Consider the following 16,602-nt stretch of genomic DNA (forward strand, 5'->3'; position numbering starts at 1 on the left):
CATGAAGCCAGGGATTCATCCGGATTACCACCCGGTGGTGTTCGAGGATGTGAGCACCGGCAAACGTTTCCTCACCCGCTCCACCGCCACGGGCACCCGCACCGTGGAGTGGTCCGACGGCAACACCTATCCCCTCATCACCGTCGACGTCACCTCCGACTCCCACCCGTTCTGGACGGGCGCCAACCGGCTGCTCGACACCCAGGGCCGGGTAGAGAAGTTCGAACGCAAGTACGGCAAACGTCAACGCGGCCAGGCGGATTCGTCCGCACAGCCGAACACCGCCGCACGGCCGAACACCCCTGCACGACCGAACACCCCCGCACGGCCGAACACCCCCGCACGGCCCGACCGAAGGGAGGGCTGACTCATGGCAGTGCCGAAGCGGCGGATGTCGCGGGCCAATACCCGCAGCCGGCGATCGAACTGGAAGGCCACGCCGCCCGACCTGGTGCCGGTCAGGGTCGGGGGCATCGTCCACCGGGTGCCGCGGCGGCTGATCGCGGCCGTGCGGCGGGGGTTGATCGATCCACAGAAGCTCTGACGCGACGGAGACACCGCCCGGTCCGGCGTAGCTCGAGGTGTGCGGATGCCGGAAGGTTTCGAACGGAAATAGGACCGGGCGGTTCTTTGGGGATCGGACGCGGTGGTGGATTTGTCCAAATCGAGCGATCGACTAGCTAATGCAGGTTTCCTGGATGAGCTGCAAACCCCCAGGGTAGAGGATTGCGAACAGGTAGCTCCTGTTCGAATTACGTACTGCTGGTTGGTTTTTCAGCAATGAAAAAGTCTACGAGAAGTGATGAAATCGTGTCCGGGCGCCGGTACCCTCGTGCGGGAGGGCGGGTTCTTCCGAGAAATTGGAGGAACCCGCTCATCGCCACTCTCGAACCCGTTCGGGCGTTCGCTCCGCAAACCTCACCTCAGTGCTTCTCGTCGGAATGCGATGTGTCGGTGGTGCGTCCGTCGCCGCGGCCCGGCCGCGTCAGCTCGTTCAGCAACGACTCCAGCCGGGCCAGCTGATCGCTCACCGCCGCGGCCGGACCCGACAGCAGTGACAACGGCCAGGGCCAGTGCTTGTGTTGCGACAACTGCTGCACCTGCTTGCTCAGCTCCGCCGTCGTCGCCTCCAGATCGCTGATCTCGGTGCGCAATTCGGCGATCTGCGCCAGCGCCGCCGCCAGCCCGTCCACCACGGAGAGATTCCGCCCGGTGGCATCGGTGCCCAGCTGCGGCCAGCCGGACAGGCCGGGTCCGCGCAGCTGGATCTGGATATCGCGCAGCATCGCGTCCTGTTCCGGCGTCAAGTCCGCTTCCTCCTCGCTGATGTAATCCCACTGGCCGAAGTCCTCGGTGATGGCCTCGTTCACATCGCAGACCACGCCGTTGACTCTTACCTGCCGACCCGTTTGCAGCATGTTTCGACGGGGCTCGCGATTGCTGCCCGACCAGGCCACGGTCTGCCACGCCCAGCGCGCCACACCCGCGTCCAGGGCCCTGCTGACCGGCCAATACCCGCCGTAGATACCGACATACGCCCGGCCCAGCACGGTCGCGGCGCCGTCGAGATAGGCATTGATCGGGACCTGCTGCTCCGGAGTGGCGTCGAAATCGACGGAGAAGTAGATGGGGCGGTCGGGGCGTCCGCCGCAGCGCAGCACCTGGTCCAACCCCGCCCGGGCATCGGTGACACCCGCATCGAAACCGTCGAGCATGCACCGGGCCGTGGTCTCCCACTTCGACACGATCGAAATCCCGTGCGCGCGTAGATCGTCGGCCTCTTCGGGCGTCAGCAGCTTGCCCGGCAGCGTCGGCCCTCCCTCGGACAGGTACCGGACCGCGAACTCGTAACCTGCGGCCTGGATGGCGCTACCGCCGGGCCGGGCTGCGGCGTAGTCCAGGCCGAAACGCATGGTTCCCACTGTAATTCCCCCCGACGGCAGATGTGCCGACACGCGGAACCCGTCGGTCCCGGCTGGTTCACTACTAAGTGGCCGTGTGATCGGCATCACGTTATCGCGCGCCCGATTCGCGGCCGCAGACAACCGACGACACGGAACGGAGACGACCGATGCCTGTTCGCAACGAGGCCTGGCCGGAGGGCACCCCCTGTTGGGTGGACTGTCAGGTGGACGATCCGGTGAAGGAGAGCGAGTTCTATGCGGGGCTGTTCGGCTGGGAGATTCAGGGCGGCGGCGAAGATGCCGGCGGCTACCTGATGGCCATGAAGAACGGGCAGTCCGTGGCCGGGATCGGCCCCAAACCGCAGCCGGGCATGCTGTCGGTCTGGACCACCTATCTCGCGGCCGCGGATGCCGATGCGGTGTCCGCCAAGGTGACCCGGGCCGGTGGTCAGGTCCTGGTGCCGCCCTTCGATGTGCTCGACGCCGGGCGCATGTTCGTCGGCGCCGACAGCACCGGCGCGGTCTTCAGCGTCTGGCAGGCCCGCGGCCACAACGGCGCCGCCGTCTACAACGAGCACGGCGCCTACTGCTGGAACGAACTGCACACCCGTCAGCTCGATATGGCCGAGAAGTTCTACGCCGACGTGTTCGGCTACACCTACGAGCATGTCGGCGACGGCACCACCATGCGCTATGCGCTGTTCATCCCGCCCGGCTGCCAGGAGCCCGTGGGCGGCATGAACGACGACACCGTGACGCCGGGTGAACCCACGCCCAGCTACTGGCTGACGTGGTTCCAGTTCGACGACGTGGACTACGGCTTCGCTCGCGCCGGTGAACTCGGTGCCACGCCCATGATGCCGGTGATGGACTCTCCAGTGGGCCGGATGGCCATCCTCGCAGCGCCGCAGGGTGAGGCGTTCGGGATCATCGACGGCAATGTACGGGTAGGGGAGATGCCGCAGCCGCAGTAGTACCGATCACCTTCGTGGCGAGCTGAGGGTTTGCTGGGTCCTCGGCTCGCCCTGTTGTGGGCGAATTTGCGCCCTTTTAACACATCCGGCACATTTTTGGCGACTTGTTGACGGGCCAGGTTACCGATTCGTAATAAACGCAGGACAGCATGCTGAAGGGTTCGTTACGAACCTGCGCGCCGGGAGTTGGTGGCGCACCTGCTACGAAAGCGATGAGGAATGAAGTTCAGGAAGATCGCCGCGACATCGGCGCTGGTCATCGCGGCTTTGGGGGTTTCGGCCGGGACCTCCTACGCGCAGCCCGCGGCCGTCGGCAACCCGGACATCCACTACACCGCCACTGTGGTCGACAAGTCGGTCGTGGTTCACACCGACGCCGGTTCCCTCACCACCGAGGGCGACCAGTTCCAGGTCCGCGACAACCTCGGCAACGTGGTTGCCGGATTTCCGCTGAACTACCTGAAGGACGGGCTGTCGTTCCCGATCGCGGCCGAGATCGACGGTAACGAGGCCACCCTGACGCCGAGCACCGATCCGGCCGCCGCGCACCCGGCCCCGATGCTGCACCCCGCGGCCAGCCGCCAGGCGCTCGACGACGCCATCTCGACCGCGGGCACCGAATTCGGCATCGCCACCAGCCTCGGCACGCTGATCGGCACCGTCATCGGCCTGGCCGGCGGCTGTGTCCTCGGTGCCTTCGTCGGCACGCCGTTCCTGGTCATCCCGGGTTGGATCGGTGGCTGCCTCACCGGCGCCGCGGTCGGCGCTCCGCTGGGCGCCGCGGCCGGCCTGGTCACCGTCGGCGGCATCGCGGGCGTCGCGATCGCCATCGAGTACTTCAGCCGGATCAACGCCCCGGACGCGTAACAGCCGGACTCTCGTCCACCCGTCGGGCCGGATCGCCAACCACGGCGATCCGGCCCGACGCGTCTCGGCCAAGGCACACCGGGCAGAAAGGGAGCGGCCGTCAGCTCACCGATTGGCGTTGGCGGGTGGCGGGCTGTGGTTCGGTGGTGGCCGTTCGGGGGCTGCGGGAGCGGTCGGGGGCGACGAGGACGGCGGTGATCGGGACGGCCAGGGAGAGGGTGCCCAGGACGAAGACGGGGACGAACAGGGTGAACAGGTCGTCGCCGGTGGGCTGGCGGGCGGCGGGGTCGAGGCGGACCTGCACACCGGCCAGGCCGAGGTAGTGCAGGGCGGTCAAGGCGATCGCGAAGATCAGGCCCACGCCCGCCAGGGTGATCAGCGGCCGGTGACGGGTCGTCGTGATCAGCAACAGCGCCGAGACACCGATCGCGAGCAGGGTCGCGGCGATCGCCGAGAGCGGATGCAGCACGACCGATCCCTGCACCCGGATGGCGCCCATGCCCAGAAAATGCATGAGCCCCAGCCCCAGGCCCATCACCGTGCTGCCACCGGCCAGCCGCTGCGGGGTCGGCGCGCGGCCGACCACCAGCAACCCGCCCAGCACCGACACCACCGAGAGCACCGCCGCCAGGCCCATGCGGCCCACGTCGTAGCGGATATCTCCGCGCGAGACCCCGACGCCCAGCATGCTCACATACACCGCGAGCCAGGTGCCCACCGCGCCGATCGACACCGCCGCGGCGGTCAGCCACACCAACCGGAACCGCGCGGTGATCGACAGCGCCGACTGCCGGATACAGGCCAGCCCCACCACTGCCCCGGCCAGCGACAGCCCCAACGACAGCCCCAGGACCCAAACACCCATCGTGAAATAGCTCATGTAGCGACCTCAGCTCTGTCCGATGGCCTCGCGCTGCGCCGCCTTCAGCCGCTGGATCGCGTATTCGGTGACCGCGGCCAGCGCTCCTCGCACCTCACCCGCGTCGCGGGCGTCGATGTCCACGATCGGCACCCCGTCGCGCACCGACAGCGCCTCCCGCATCTCCGACACCGGGAATCGGGGTGCGTCGGGAAAACGATTGACCGCCACCAGAAACGGCAACCCGCGGGACTCGAGAAAGTCGACCGCGCCGAAACTGTCCGCGATGCGGCGGGTGTCCACCAGCACCACCGCCCCGATCGCGCCGCGGATCAGGTCGTCCCACATGAACCAGAACCGGCGCTGCCCGGGCGTGCCGAACAGATACAGCGTCAGATTGCCCGGCAGGACGATGCGGCCGAAATCCATGGCAACCGTGGTGGTTTCCTTGCCCGGCGTGGCCGACAGATCGTCGATGCCGTCGGAGACGCCGGTCACCATCGCCTCGGTGCGCAGCGGCACGATCTCCGAAACCGCGCCCACGAAAGTTGTTTTACCCACGCCGAATCCGCCGGCCACCACGATCTTGGTGGAGGCGGTCCGCCCGTCCGGACTGGCGACGAACGGATTCGGCTGGGGTGCGGCGGGATTCGGGAAGGGGGCGACGGTGGCCTGTGGGGGGACGGAATTCTGCTGCGGCATAGAGGCGTTCGGGTACGGTCCTGACGAATCGGGCAGGAGGGCGGAGTTCGGGCGTCTCGGTAATCCGGGCTCAGAGGGCTCGCAGTCCACGCAGGGTCCTCTCCATCAGGTCTCGACGCTCGTCGAAGGTGGCATTCTCGCTGAGTGTGGTGTGCACCCGCATGGTGCGCGCCACGACCAGGTCACCGATCACCACCCGAACCATGCCGAGCGGGCGCTGCAGGTGGGCGGCGATCTCCGCGACCGACAGCCGCGCGGCGCCCAGACGCAGGATGTCGGTGCGGATATCGCCGATGGGCCAATCGAATTGATTGGCGTACGGCAGGGTTTCGATCACCGCCTCCAGCGGCAGATCGATCGCGGGCTCGGTCCGACCGGCGGTCAGCGCGTAGGGACGGACTCGTGTAGTTGGCCGGCCGGAGCCGGCTCCGAGGGAGCTCGACATCGCACCCGCTAGACCGCCGAACGGGCCGTGGCCTGCACGACCGAACCGACCCGATCGGACAGCAGCGCCATCTCGTAGCCGATGCGGCCGATGTCGTGCTGCTTGTTGGCGAGCACGGCCAGATGCGAGCCGTTGCCCACGCTCATCACCAATAAGTAGCCGCGCTGCATATCCACGATCGACTGCATCACCTTGCCGCCGTCGAACAGCTGGGCCGCGCCCGAGGACAGGCTCGCCAGGCCGGCGGTGACCGCCGCGAGCTGCTCGGCACGGTCGGAGGGCAGATGCGGGCTGGTGGCCTGCAACAGGCCGTCGGTCGAGACCAGTACCGCATGGGACACGCCGGGAACTTCGCGGGTGAAGCGAGTGACCAGCCAGTTCAGATTCTCGTCGGTCGTGGTCTGCTGGGTGTCGGTCATGCTGGGCCTCCGTCGTTGTACTGAGCATCCGCGCGCCCGCTGCGGACGCCGCTCAGATGCCTGGACAGGTTGGTACGGATCTCGTCCGGATCGGGGGCACCGGGTCGACTCGTCGTGGCGAGTCCGCCGGGCACCAGCTGGGCCCCCGGGCGGCGGATCGGCAGGCCGCCCTCCGTGCGGTGGGCGGCGGTGGGACTGCTGGCCTCGGCCGCGGCGGCCCAGCCCGCGTCGGCGGGAGAGGACCAGCCACCGGCCGGCCCGCTCGACGACGGCTCGACCAGCCACTCCGAGACCATGCGCTGATAGATCGGGGTCGGAGACTCGCCGGAGGACGAGCCCTCGGCGTCCGATCCCTGAGATGCCGGGGCACCCGAGTTGTCCGGGCTGCCCAGCCGCGGCGGCGGGAAGTCCTTCGTTTCGGCCCAGATATCGAGGGGCCGATCGGCCGGACGCGACCGGGGCTGCCACGCCTCGGATTCCGCGCCGGACGCCGCGTCGCCCGCGGGCTCCCACCGCTTGTCGTCCGCGGGTTCCCACCGAAGAACCCCGGGGTTGGCGGGCGCTGCGTCCGACCGGCCCCGAAAGTCCTGATTCGCGAGCGGTGCCGACGATTCCTGGTCGGAGAACCCCTGATTCGCGGATGAGGCTGCCGGATCCCGGTCGGAGAACCCGTCATCGGAGAGCGAGGCCGCGGATTCTTGGTCGGAGAAGGCGTGATCCGCAGTGGCGGCCGAGTCCTGGTCCGGGAATTGCTCGTCCTCGGGGGACGACACCGGAGCGCGGAAGGCGAACGGCTCGTCCGTGGTTCGTGCCCCGAAAGCGAATGCGGCCTCCGGCGCGGCCGGGATTCCGGGACCGAAAACGGAGGTGTCCGGCCCCGAATCTCCGCCGGTCGTTTCGTCATCGGCGGGAGTGGTGGGCCGCCGTTGGGGCAGCCCGGCACCGGTCAGGCCGAAGGGGGACGGATTCTGTAGATCGGACACCGCTGCCAGCGCGCGGGACACCGCGGGATCCATCGGATCCGAGAAGGCCGAGACGATCGGTTGCGGACCGGTCGCGGACTCCGGCATGGGCGAGACCAGCGAACCCGGCAGATGCACGCTCGCGGTGATGCCCGGCTGCTGGGACACGGTCGAGGCGCGGCGCAGGCTCACCGTGACGGTATGCCGCTTGGCAAGCCGGCCGACCACGAAAAGGCCCATACGGCGCGCGGTTTCGACGGTCACCTCACCACCGGAGGCCAGCCGCTCGTTGATCGCGCGCAGATCCTCGGCCGACATGCCCAGGCCGCGGTCGGTGATCTCGATGAGATAGCCGCCGTCCACCGCGCGGGTCACCGAAACCGCCACCGGCGTATTGGGCGGTGAGTAACGCAGCGAGTTGTCGATGAGCTCGGCCAGCAGATGTTCGATGTCGACCGCGGGCTCGCCGGCGACGATGCCGTCGGGCACCGTGCCGATCTCCACCCGCTGATAGTCCTCGACCTGCGATACCGCACTCCACAGCATGTCCGACAGCGGTGTCGGGGGCAGGTGTCCGCGGCGCAGTGCGGTACCGGCCAGCACCAGCAGGTTGTCGCCGTTGCGGCGCATGCGGGTGGCCAGGTGATCGAGCCGGAACAGGCTCTGCAACCGTTCGGAGTTCTCCTCGTCGCGTTCGAGATCCTCGATCAGGCCCAGCTGCTGCTCGACCAGCGATTGGCTGCGCCGCGACAGGGTCTCGAACATGTTGCCGATCTGCAGGCGCAACCGGGCCTGATCGGCGGCCAGATGCAGGGCCTGGCGGTGCATATCGTCGACGGCGCGGGCCAGCTGGCCGATCTCCTCGGTGGTGTGCACATCGACGGGGACGATCTCGGGGGTGGCACCGCCCTCGCGCACGACGGCGAGCTCGGCGGGCAGATCGGTGTGCGCGACCTGCAGGGCGTCGCGACGCAACCGGCGCACCGGGACGACCAGCGACCGCGCGACGGCCAGCGCCAGGGCCAGACCCACGAGCAGGGTCACGACCACCACGGCCACATCGCGCAGCACGCTGGTACGTGCGTCGATCGATTGACCGGACAGCCCGGAGTCGATCAGCCCGGCCAGGTGATCGGTGCTGTCGCGGTAGGCGTCGGCGCTGGTCCGCATCGAATCGGCCACGCCCGCAACGGTGATCGGCTCGTCCGAGTTCTGGCTCAGCGCGGCCATCCGGATCTGCAGCGCGCCGAGCAGCACGTCGGGTTTGCGGGCCGATTCGGGCTGAATCGAGGCGTACTGGTTGATCATGGACTGCTCGGCGCCGGTGGCGCTGAGCACCCGGGCCAGGGTGGCCGGATTGTCGATGATCTTCCCGCCGGTGATGAGCAACTGTTGCTGGGTGAACTGCCGGCGCGCGGTGGCCAGGGCGCCCATCTGCGAGTAATAGCGCTCGATGATGGTGTCCTTGGGCGTCGGCAGGGCGGTGATCGCGGTACCGAGGTGGCTCGCGACCTCGTCGGCCTGCTGCGCGAGCGTGGTCGGCGAGCCGCCGTGCAGGTTGTTGCGCAAGGTGCGGCCGGCCGCGAGCGCCTCGGTGAGTTCGGCGACGGCCCGTGGGTCGGTCCGCGCGGACTTCATGGCCGACTGCAGCTCGATCAGGGCCTGGTCGAAGCGGGTGGAGGCCTGGTCGAGGACGGGCTGGGCGGAGCGGTTGCCGGCCGTGACGGCGAGCTGATCGGCGGCGGCGCCGAAGGCCAGGGTGGGGCGGATGATCCGGGCCTGGTCGGCGGCGGTGTCGAGCTGGGCGATCCGGCCGAGTTCGTCCTTGATACGCAGGACCGCGAAGGTCGAGGCGAGCAACACCGGCAGCAGCAAGACGATGCCGACCTTGCTGGTCACGGACAGGTTGGACAGACTCCTCTGCCATGGCCGCGGTGCAGTGCCCATCCCGCTTCCGTCGCCTCCACTCCGCGCAGTTGCCCCGGGCTCCGACCGCGCTGCCCGAGGCCCCGCTCACGAGAGGCGCCGTCCCCGGTGGGTGTTCGAATTCGCACTCAGTGAACTGTCGACGTACGGGTCCAGCGGGTTGAGAACCAACTAGAGGTCTACTTTTACCGCAGGCAACATACCGTGTGAACACGTCTGCGGCAATTCGATCGTCCGTTGTGTGGTTAGCCGAAATTCGCTGTACGCAACCACTTTCGTGAAGGCGCGGGTGGCGCCCGGCGGGATTTCTCGCCAACACGCAGGTCATCCGGATGGATAGTCTGGCGTGTCGCATGTTTGCTTCTCAGTCGACTCTCAGTCGATACGGTCAGACTGGAGGCCATGCGCATTCTGGTAGTCGATGACGACCGCGCGGTTCGAGAATCGCTGCGACGGTCGCTGACCTTCAACGGCTACTCCGTCGATCTGGCAGTGGACGGGGTCGACGCTCTCGACAAGGTGGCCGCCGCGCGGCCCGACGCCCTGGTGCTCGATGTGATGATGCCCCGGCTGGACGGCCTGGAGGTGTGCCGCCGACTTCGCAGCACCGGTGACGATCTGCCGATTCTGGTACTGACCGCGCGGGATTCGGTGTCCGAGCGGGTGGCGGGGCTGGATGCCGGCGCCGACGACTATCTGCCCAAACCGTTCGCACTGGAGGAGCTGCTGGCGCGGCTGCGGGCGCTGCTGCGCCGCACCACGGCCGATCCGGCCGTCGATTCCTCGGAGGCGATGCGCTTTGCCGATCTGTCGCTGGACCCCGTGACCCGGGAGGTGTCGCGCGGCGATCGGTCCATCAGCCTCACCCGCACCGAGTTCTCGCTGCTGGAAATGCTGATGGCCAATCCGCGCCGCGTGCTGACCCGCAGCCGCATCCTCGAGGAGGTCTGGGGATACGACTTCCCGACCTCCGGCAATGCGCTGGAGGTCTACATCGGCTATCTGCGGCGCAAGACCGAGGCCGACGGTGAGCCCCGGCTGATCCATACGGTTCGCGGCGTCGGCTATGTGCTGCGCGAAACGCCTCCGTAGGAGCGCTGCAGACCGTGGGTAGAACCATTCCGCGCCAGCCCGTGATCCCCGGGATCGGGCAGCATGGCGCTGCACCCGAGATGCGCCCGCCCATGCCGCTGACCAGTTCGGTGTCGCTGCGGTGGCGGGTGACGCTGCTGGCTGCCTCGGTGGTGTTGGTGGCGGTGGCGCTCACCTCCATCGCCGCGTACGCGATGGTGGCGCGGTCGTTGTACGCGGACGTGGACAGCGATCTGCGCTCGCGGGGGCGGGCCTTGGCCAGCAGCGACATCGACACCGTGGGATTCCAGGCGCTCATCACCGTCAGCGCGCTGTACGGCAATGACATGGGGATCGCGCTCATCTATCCGGGTGCCAGTGCGCCATACCCTCCGCCGCAGCGGCTGGATCCGCCGGTCGGCGATCATGAATGGGCGGTTGCTCACCACAAGCTCGATGTCTCCCTGCGGACGGCGAACAATCAGCGGGTGCTGGCTGTCCGTATGAGATCCGGCACCACCCTGGTGATCTCACGCTCGTTGCAGCCGACCAAGGAAACACTCGATCGCTTGGCGTGGCTGCTGTTCGTCGTCGGCGGTTGTGGAGTCGTGCTCGCCGCCGCGGCCGGAGCGGGTGTGGGCCGCACCGGTTTGCGCCCCATCGGGCGACTGACGGCTGCCACCGAGCGGATCGCCCGAACCGATGACCTCACCCCGATTCCGGTTGTCGGCGACGACGAATTGGCCCGGCTCACCGAGAGTTTCAACACCATGCTGCGGGCCCTGGCCGAATCCCGGGAAAGGCAACGCCGTCTGGTCGCCGACGCGGGCCACGAGCTGCGCACGCCGCTGACCTCGCTGCGCACGAATATGGAACTGCTCATCGCCTCGTCTCGCCCTGGCGCCCCGTCGATTCCGGAGCAGGAGATGGCCGAGCTGCGTTCGGACGTCATGGCCCAGATCGAGGAATTGTCCAACCTGGTCGGCGATCTGGTGGACCTGGCCCGCGAGGACGCGCCCGAAACGGTCTACGAACAGGTGGACCTCGGCGAGGTGGCTGAACGCGCCCTGGAACGCGCCCGTCGTCGCCGCAGCGGCGTCCAATTCGTCGCCGAATTGCGCCCGTGGTTGGTCTACGGCCACGAGGCCGGCTTGGAACGAGCCATTCTCAATGTCCTCGACAATGCCGCGAAATGGAGTCCCGAGGGCGAACAAGTGCGTGCCACGATGCGCGAAACCGGCCCTGGTTTACTCGAATTCGCGGTGGACGATGCCGGTCCGGGTATTCCACCCGCGGAACGGGAGCTGGTATTCGAGCGCTTCTATCGCACGACCGCATCGCGTTCCATGCCGGGCTCGGGCCTGGGCCTCGCCATCGTCAAACAGGTGGTGACGAAACACGGTGGAACGATCACCATCGACACCTCCGACCGCGGCGGCGCCCTGATTCGAATCGTGCTGCCCGGGGAAGCGGCGTCGCTTATCGAGGAGTAAAGGTTGCCGAGCGTATCCACGCAATGAACCCTGGGCAACTGCCATTGCTCGGCGTTTCCTACCGGGCCGACCGGGCGATGTCTGTTGACATGGGGATAGGGGTACCGCTCCTGCGTCGAGTGAGTGTCCGGACCGTACGATGTGGGCAGTCTCGCGGAGATGTCTCCGGGAACTGATAGCGCCGTCTCAGTCCGCTCTCAGTCGAGGTCACCACACTTGGCGACAGACTCGAGGAGAAACGAGGGAAATGAGCGAGGAATCGAAGGACAGGCGGGACGAGCTGGAGGCCGCGCAGACGGGCTCGGTTCCGCAGCCCGAGGCGACCGGCCACCAGCCGACCGAGCAGCTTCCGTCGGCTCCGTCCCCGGAACAGCAGACGTCCGAACAGCAGGGTCCGTACGGTCACACCGCGCCGACCGAGGCGGTCACGGCGCAGCATGCGGCCTACTCTCCATACGATCAGGCGGTTCACCAGACGACCCCGATGCCGCCGTACCAGCAGCACCCCTACGGTGCGCCGGGGCAGCCCGGGTACGGGGCGCCCGGCCAGCAGCCGGGTGGTCCGATGCCGGGCTATGCGGAGCAGCCACCTCGCCGCCGCGGCGCGGCCGGGCTGATCGCTGGAGCCATCGTGCTCGCCTTGATCAGTGGCGGCATCGGCGGTGCGGTCGGTGCACTGGTCAGCCACCGCGACAACAACTCCCCGCCGGTCAGCAATGCGTTGAATGCGCCGCCGCCCAAGGCCGCTCCCGCTTCCAACGCTCCGGCGGGCACCGTTCCGGCGGTGGCGCAGAAGGTCCTGCCCAGCGTGGTGATGATCAAGGTGGCGGGTGCTCGCGCCGAGGGTGAGGGTTCGGGCGTGATCCTGTCCTCGGACGGCCTCATCCTGACCAATAATCACGTCGCCAGCGGTGCCGGGCCGCACGCCAAGATGGAGGTGCAGTTCAGCGATGGCAGCATCGCCCCGGCCTCGGTCGTGGGCACCGACCCGGTCTCGGATCTGGCCGTCATCAAGGCCGCGAACAAGACCGGTCTGACCCCGATCGAGCTCGGCACCTCGGCGAATCTGCAAGTGGGACAAACGGTTGTCGCCATCGGTTCACCACTCGGTTTGGCCGGCACGGTGACCACCGGCATCGTCTCGGCGCTCAATCGACCGGTGTCGACCAGCGGCGAGCCGGGACAGTCGCAGACACCGGTGATTTCGGCGATTCAGACCGATGCTCCGATCAACCCGGGCAACTCCGGTGGCCCGCTGGTGGATATGGACGGCAAGTTGGTCGGCATCAACACTGCGATCGCGACGCTGGGTGGTTCCCCCGAGATGACCGGTCAGCAGAGCGGATCGATCGGCCTGGGCTTCGCGATCCCTGTCGATCAGGCTCGTCGCGTTGCCGACCAGCTGACGAAGACCGGGCACGCCACTTACGCACAGATCGGCATCACGGTGAACATGCTCGACCCCACCACCGGTGGGCGGGTGCGCGACGTCACCCCTGACGGTCCCGCCGCCAAGGCGGGTATCCCGGCCGGCGCGATCGTGACCAAGGTCAACGATCAGATCATCGATTCCGGCATGGGTCTGATCGCCGCCGTTCGCTCGCATCAGCCCGGCGACAAGGTGAAGATCACCTACACCGATCCCGATGGTCAGAATCCGAAGACCGTCGAGGTGACACTCGACGCCGCACCCGCGGAGGCTCCGCGATGATCCGTCGCGCGCGCACGCTGACCCTGCTGCCCGAATCCGATACCGGGGGACGGGAACTGTTGTCGGCCACGGACGCTACGGTGAGCAGCATGGAAATCGATGCCGCTGTGGCGGGCCGTGCACTTGTCGTGGTCGTCGACGACCGAACCGCCCATGGCGGGGTGGACTCGCTCGGTCCGCTGGTGACCGAGCTGCTGACCGAGGCCGGGTTCCTGGTGGATGCCACGGTGTCGGTGTCCAACGACGAGGTGGAGATCCGCAATGCCCTGAACACCGCCGTGATCGGTGGCGTCGATCTCGTGATCTCGGTCGGCGGCACCGGTATGTCCCCGCGCGATGTCACGCCGGAGGCCACCGCCGAGGTGCTGGATCGGGAGCTGCCCGGGATCAGCGAGGCGCTGCGGTCCTCCGGCCTGGCCGCCGGATCGCTGGATGCCGGGCTGTCCCGCGGCCTGGCCGGCGTCTCCGGAAGCACCCTGGTGGTCAACCTGCCCGGCACCCGCGCCGCCGTCCGCGACGGCATGGCCACGCTGGGCCCGCTGGCCAGTCGCGTGATCGATGAACTGTCGGGATTGGCGGAGTAATCGACACGCCACGAGACGAGGGCAAGAACTCTCGTCCCGAGAAGGAGAAGGCTCGTCCCGAGAACGAGCCGAAGCCCCCTCGCTCCGACGCCGAGCCGCAGCCCCCTCGCCCCGAGGCCGCGTCGCAGACCCCTCGCCCCGAGAAGGCGTCGCAGACCCCTCGCCCCCGCGGGGCGAGGGGTTCCTCGCGTTCGGCCGCCGACGCGGCGCGGCTGGCTCGCATCTTCGGTGAGACCCTGCCGCAAACAACCAGTGACGAGCGCTCGAACGACGGCGAACGGCCGGGCTCGCCGGACGACTGGTTGCGCTCACAGGTCCCCCCTCATCACGGCTGAGCGCGCGGTCACGATTGCGCCACGGACACCCCCGGCCATGTTTCGGAGTGCTCACAGCATTTATGCGCTCTCCGTAATATGAGCGAGATTGGGGTGTGATTCAGATCACACTGCCTTTACGGACGCTTACGTTGTCATGTAGTTGCCGAGGCGTTTAATGTTCGCCCTTGGGCTGCTCCACCTGCGGTTCTCGAAGGCTCGGGGATGGCGCCTCGCGTCGACCTCACCGGAACAGGGCCCGGTTCCGTCAGTTTGGCGAGAAATAGGTTGTCGGTTACAAGACGGCAACAAAGTATCGACAAACTGAGCTGGGCCTGAAAGGACCGCTTACAGCCTCGATGGTCGAGGCTGACCGTAAGAACCTGATGAGGGGAAGTATGAGCGAGAACCGCACCAACGGTCTGCGGCGTGGTGCCCGTTTCGCGGGTATCGGCGCGGCCGCGACCGTGGCCATCGGCCTTTTCTCAACCGGTGCTGCCAACGCCGACACCTTCGTGCCGTTGCCGGACGGCCAGAAGCTGGGTCCTGATGGCGTTGTGATCACCCGTACCGGTGAACACGCCGTGGTCTCGCCGTCGCTGGCGGCCAACGGCGCCGGCCGCACTGTATGGGTGTCGGGCAATGCGATCGCCGAAGTGCCGAACGCTCCCGAAACCACAGCCGGCCCGTGGAATGGCCCGACCAACGCGCCGGGCACCAACAACTCGTCCACGCACGGAACGTCGATCGTCAGCACCGGCTACATCGTCGGCTGCCAGGTCAACATCGCCAGTGACGCGATTTCCGCGGGTGTCTCCGGTGGCGTGAGCCTCACCAATGCCAACCTCGGCGGGTCGATCGGCCTCAAACTGGGCCCCGGTGACGTCAAGTTCGTCCAGATCGACAGCAAGGACATCACCAAGCCCGGTACCTACTCGGTGGAGTACCAGGACGCGGAGATCCAGATTCAGGGCTGCGCGGGTTACGCCCAGGCGCGCGCGTACACCGTCGTCGAGGTCGTCGGCAACAACTACTCGAAGACCACCCTCTACGGGCAGCCGTTCAGCATCGGCTGACGTCGATCGATTCCGCCAATCCTATTCCCGCGTAAAGCTATTCACCCATGAGGGACCATAATGAACATCCGTAAGACCGTGGCTCGCGCGGCCGGTGTCGGTGCTGTCACCACCGCTGCCCTGGGCCTGTTCTCCACCGGCGCCGCCAACGCCGACACCTTCGTGCCGCTGCCGGGCGGCGACATCACCAAGACCCTGTCCGACGGCACCGTCGTGCACGTCTGGCTGGATGGGGAGTCGGCCAACATCAGCCCCTCGATGGGCTCCACTCCGGTGCACCGCAATGCGTGGGTGTCCGGCAGTGCGCACGTCGAGCTCTCCGGTAACACCAGCGCGGCGGGCGGCAACATCCGTCCCGGCTACGTCGTCGGCTGCCAGGTGAACATCTCCGGTGGCGGTGCGGGCGTCGAGCCGTCGGTGGGCGCGTCGTGGGACTCGGAGGGCAATGTCACTCCGTCCGCCGGCGTCAACAGCAGCGGCAACCTGACCCTGGGGCCGGGACAGGCGCAGTCGTTCTACATCCTCGACCGCGAGAAGCCGGACGACTACGGCAACGAAAGCCACTCGGCCAAGAACAAATTCACGGGCAATCAGGGCTCGGTGTCCTGGGCCGACACGACCATCGGCCTGTCGGGCTGCGGCGGCTACGCGCAGGCCCGCTCGTTCGTGAACGTCCAGGTCGAGACCGACAACGTCATCACCCAGGTGACGCTGTGGGGCCAGCCCTTCAGCCTGGGCTGATTCCGGCCGAAGGCATGCCGGAATGACGAAGGCGTGTCAGGGATGGGCCCGGCGCACATGCACTGGGCCCATCCCTGTCCCCCTTCACGTTTCGTGGCGTCCGCCCGCGCTCTTGCCGCCCTCGGCGAGCAGGTCGCGGATCTCGGTGAGTAGTTGGGTGTCGGTGAGCGACGGCTCGATGGACTTGCCCCAGCGGTTGCGGGCCCTGGTGGCGGGCAGGACCAGCACGAAATAGAGGATCGCCGCGATGATCACGAAATTGATCGCCGCGGTGATGATCGGGCCGACCGCGATGAAGGTCGCCGGTTTGTCGGAGACGAGCCGGAAGCCGAGCCCCAGTTCGCCGGTGCCGCCGAAGACGGCGAGCAGCGGATTGACGATTCCGTTGGTCAACGCCGTGACGATCGCGACGAAGGCGGTGCCCATCACGACCGCCACGGCCAGATCGATCACGTTCCCCCGGAACAGGAAATCCCTGAAACCCTTCAGCATTTCGGCTCCTGTCTCATCCGGCACAGTCACATCCGCGCCGAATCCTCTGTTCATTTCCTCCG

16 protein-coding genes and 1 pseudogene are annotated in these 16,602 nt (G+C 67.6%); 10 read left to right on the forward strand and 7 right to left on the reverse strand.

The window, feature by feature from the left end; translation table 11 throughout:
- Position 1 precedes the first annotated feature (1 nt).
- Positions 2-250: pseudogene (locus tag IU452_RS18915) on the forward strand (type B 50S ribosomal protein L31); the annotation flags it as partial.
- A 120-nt stretch (positions 251-370) separates the two neighbouring features.
- Positions 371-544 (forward strand): 50S ribosomal protein L32, encoded by a 174-nt coding sequence (gene rpmF / locus IU452_RS18920; RefSeq protein WP_195110416.1) that lies wholly within the window; start codon positions 371-373, stop codon positions 542-544.
- Positions 545-923: 379 nt separating this feature from the next.
- Here the strand turns inward: rpmF and IU452_RS18925 are convergent, their stop codons facing one another.
- A complete protein-coding gene (locus IU452_RS18925; RefSeq protein WP_195110417.1) occupies positions 924-1,913 on the reverse strand; it encodes a DUF1906 domain-containing protein in 990 nt (329 codons plus the stop codon).
- A 158-nt stretch (positions 1,914-2,071) separates the two neighbouring features.
- Here IU452_RS18925 and IU452_RS18930 point away from each other — a divergent pair, with 158 nt between their 5' ends.
- A complete protein-coding gene (locus IU452_RS18930) occupies positions 2,072-2,878 on the forward strand; it encodes a VOC family protein (RefSeq protein ID WP_195110418.1) in 807 nt (268 codons plus the stop codon).
- 219 nt (positions 2,879-3,097) lie between these two features.
- Positions 3,098-3,745 carry a hypothetical protein gene (locus tag IU452_RS18935; RefSeq protein WP_195110419.1) on the forward strand — a complete coding sequence of 216 codons (648 nt, stop codon included), beginning with the start codon at positions 3,098-3,100 and terminating at the stop codon, positions 3,743-3,745.
- A 100-nt stretch (positions 3,746-3,845) separates the two neighbouring features.
- On the opposite strand, the gene IU452_RS18940 is transcribed toward IU452_RS18935, so the two are convergent.
- From IU452_RS18940 to IU452_RS18960, 5 genes are all read right to left on the reverse strand, one after another.
- A complete protein-coding gene (locus tag IU452_RS18940) occupies positions 3,846-4,625 on the reverse strand; it encodes an MHYT domain-containing protein (protein WP_195110420.1) in 780 nt (259 codons plus the stop codon).
- A gap of 9 nt (positions 4,626-4,634) precedes the next feature.
- Positions 4,635-5,306, reverse strand: coding sequence for a GTP-binding protein (locus tag IU452_RS18945; RefSeq protein WP_195110421.1), 672 nt, complete (start codon positions 5,304-5,306; stop codon positions 4,635-4,637).
- A 70-nt stretch (positions 5,307-5,376) separates the two neighbouring features.
- A complete protein-coding gene (locus tag IU452_RS18950; RefSeq protein WP_195110422.1) occupies positions 5,377-5,751 on the reverse strand; it encodes a DUF742 domain-containing protein in 375 nt (124 codons plus the stop codon).
- 8 nt (positions 5,752-5,759) lie between these two features.
- Positions 5,760-6,170, reverse strand: coding sequence for a roadblock/LC7 domain-containing protein (locus IU452_RS18955; RefSeq protein WP_195110423.1), 411 nt, complete (start codon positions 6,168-6,170; stop codon positions 5,760-5,762).
- Positions 6,167-9,031, reverse strand: a complete 2,865-nt coding sequence (locus tag IU452_RS18960; protein ID WP_324192699.1) for an ATP-binding protein — start codon at positions 9,029-9,031, stop codon at positions 6,167-6,169. The genes IU452_RS18955 and IU452_RS18960 overlap by 4 nt, the downstream gene beginning before the upstream one ends.
- Before the next feature lie 429 nt (positions 9,032-9,460).
- On the opposite strand from IU452_RS18960, the gene IU452_RS18965 reads away from it, so the two are divergent.
- The 6 genes from IU452_RS18965 (at position 9,461) to IU452_RS18990 (ending at position 16,048) form a co-directional block, all read left to right on the forward strand.
- Positions 9,461-10,150 (forward strand): response regulator transcription factor, encoded by a 690-nt coding sequence (locus tag IU452_RS18965; protein WP_195110425.1) that lies wholly within the window; start codon positions 9,461-9,463, stop codon positions 10,148-10,150.
- Positions 10,151-10,230: 80 nt separating this feature from the next.
- Positions 10,231-11,622, forward strand: coding sequence for a HAMP domain-containing sensor histidine kinase (locus tag IU452_RS18970; protein ID WP_195110778.1), 1,392 nt, complete (start codon positions 10,231-10,233; stop codon positions 11,620-11,622).
- Positions 11,623-11,869: 247 nt separating this feature from the next.
- Complete coding sequence (locus IU452_RS18975; protein WP_195110426.1) at positions 11,870-13,333, forward strand: S1C family serine protease; 1,464 nt, start codon at positions 11,870-11,872, stop codon at positions 13,331-13,333.
- Between the two features lie 89 nt (positions 13,334-13,422).
- Positions 13,423-13,917, forward strand: coding sequence for a MogA/MoaB family molybdenum cofactor biosynthesis protein (locus tag IU452_RS18980; RefSeq protein WP_228818353.1), 495 nt, complete (start codon positions 13,423-13,425; stop codon positions 13,915-13,917).
- A gap of 712 nt (positions 13,918-14,629) precedes the next feature.
- The gene (locus tag IU452_RS18985) at positions 14,630-15,307 is read left to right on the forward strand and encodes an MspA family porin (RefSeq protein ID WP_195110428.1); all 678 of its coding nucleotides are present in this window, start codon (positions 14,630-14,632) and stop codon (positions 15,305-15,307) included.
- Between the two features lie 60 nt (positions 15,308-15,367).
- Positions 15,368-16,048 (forward strand): MspA family porin, encoded by a 681-nt coding sequence (locus IU452_RS18990; protein ID WP_195110429.1) that lies wholly within the window; start codon positions 15,368-15,370, stop codon positions 16,046-16,048.
- Between the two features lie 84 nt (positions 16,049-16,132).
- On the opposite strand, the gene mscL is transcribed toward IU452_RS18990, so the two are convergent.
- Positions 16,133-16,540: a large conductance mechanosensitive channel protein MscL gene (gene mscL, locus IU452_RS18995; RefSeq protein ID WP_195110779.1), complete on the reverse strand. Its 408-nt coding sequence runs from the start codon at positions 16,538-16,540 to the stop codon at positions 16,133-16,135.
- Positions 16,541-16,602: the final 62 nt, after the last annotated feature.

The organism is Nocardia transvalensis (assembly GCF_015477765.1).
Classification (GTDB): domain Bacteria; phylum Actinomycetota; class Actinomycetes; order Mycobacteriales; family Mycobacteriaceae; genus Nocardia; species Nocardia transvalensis_A.

What these genes read in the sequence shown, in the direction of transcription:
- IU452_RS18935 (WP_195110419.1), top strand. Translation starts at nt 3,098, where the DNA reads ATGAAGTTCAGGAAGATCGCCGCGACATCGGCGCTGGTCATCGCGGCT.
- IU452_RS18925 (WP_195110417.1), bottom strand. Translation starts at nt 1,913, where the DNA reads ATGCGTTTCGGCCTGGACTACGCCGCAGCCCGGCCCGGCGGTAGCGCC.
- IU452_RS18975 (WP_195110426.1), top strand. Translation starts at nt 11,870, where the DNA reads ATGAGCGAGGAATCGAAGGACAGGCGGGACGAGCTGGAGGCCGCGCAG.
- IU452_RS18970 (WP_195110778.1), top strand. Translation starts at nt 10,231, where the DNA reads ATGCGCCCGCCCATGCCGCTGACCAGTTCGGTGTCGCTGCGGTGGCGG.
- IU452_RS18930 (WP_195110418.1), top strand. Translation starts at nt 2,072, where the DNA reads ATGCCTGTTCGCAACGAGGCCTGGCCGGAGGGCACCCCCTGTTGGGTG.
- IU452_RS18950 (WP_195110422.1), bottom strand. Translation starts at nt 5,751, where the DNA reads ATGTCGAGCTCCCTCGGAGCCGGCTCCGGCCGGCCAACTACACGAGTC.
- IU452_RS18965 (WP_195110425.1), top strand. Translation starts at nt 9,461, where the DNA reads ATGCGCATTCTGGTAGTCGATGACGACCGCGCGGTTCGAGAATCGCTG.
- mscL (WP_195110779.1), bottom strand. Translation starts at nt 16,540, where the DNA reads ATGCTGAAGGGTTTCAGGGATTTCCTGTTCCGGGGGAACGTGATCGAT.
- IU452_RS18990 (WP_195110429.1), top strand. Translation starts at nt 15,368, where the DNA reads ATGAACATCCGTAAGACCGTGGCTCGCGCGGCCGGTGTCGGTGCTGTC.
- IU452_RS18985 (WP_195110428.1), top strand. Translation starts at nt 14,630, where the DNA reads ATGAGCGAGAACCGCACCAACGGTCTGCGGCGTGGTGCCCGTTTCGCG.
- IU452_RS18980 (WP_228818353.1), top strand. Translation starts at nt 13,423, where the DNA reads ATGGAAATCGATGCCGCTGTGGCGGGCCGTGCACTTGTCGTGGTCGTC.
- rpmF (WP_195110416.1), top strand. Translation starts at nt 371, where the DNA reads ATGGCAGTGCCGAAGCGGCGGATGTCGCGGGCCAATACCCGCAGCCGG.
- IU452_RS18955 (WP_195110423.1), bottom strand. Translation starts at nt 6,170, where the DNA reads ATGACCGACACCCAGCAGACCACGACCGACGAGAATCTGAACTGGCTG.
- IU452_RS18945 (WP_195110421.1), bottom strand. Translation starts at nt 5,306, where the DNA reads ATGCCGCAGCAGAATTCCGTCCCCCCACAGGCCACCGTCGCCCCCTTC.
- IU452_RS18940 (WP_195110420.1), bottom strand. Translation starts at nt 4,625, where the DNA reads ATGAGCTATTTCACGATGGGTGTTTGGGTCCTGGGGCTGTCGTTGGGG.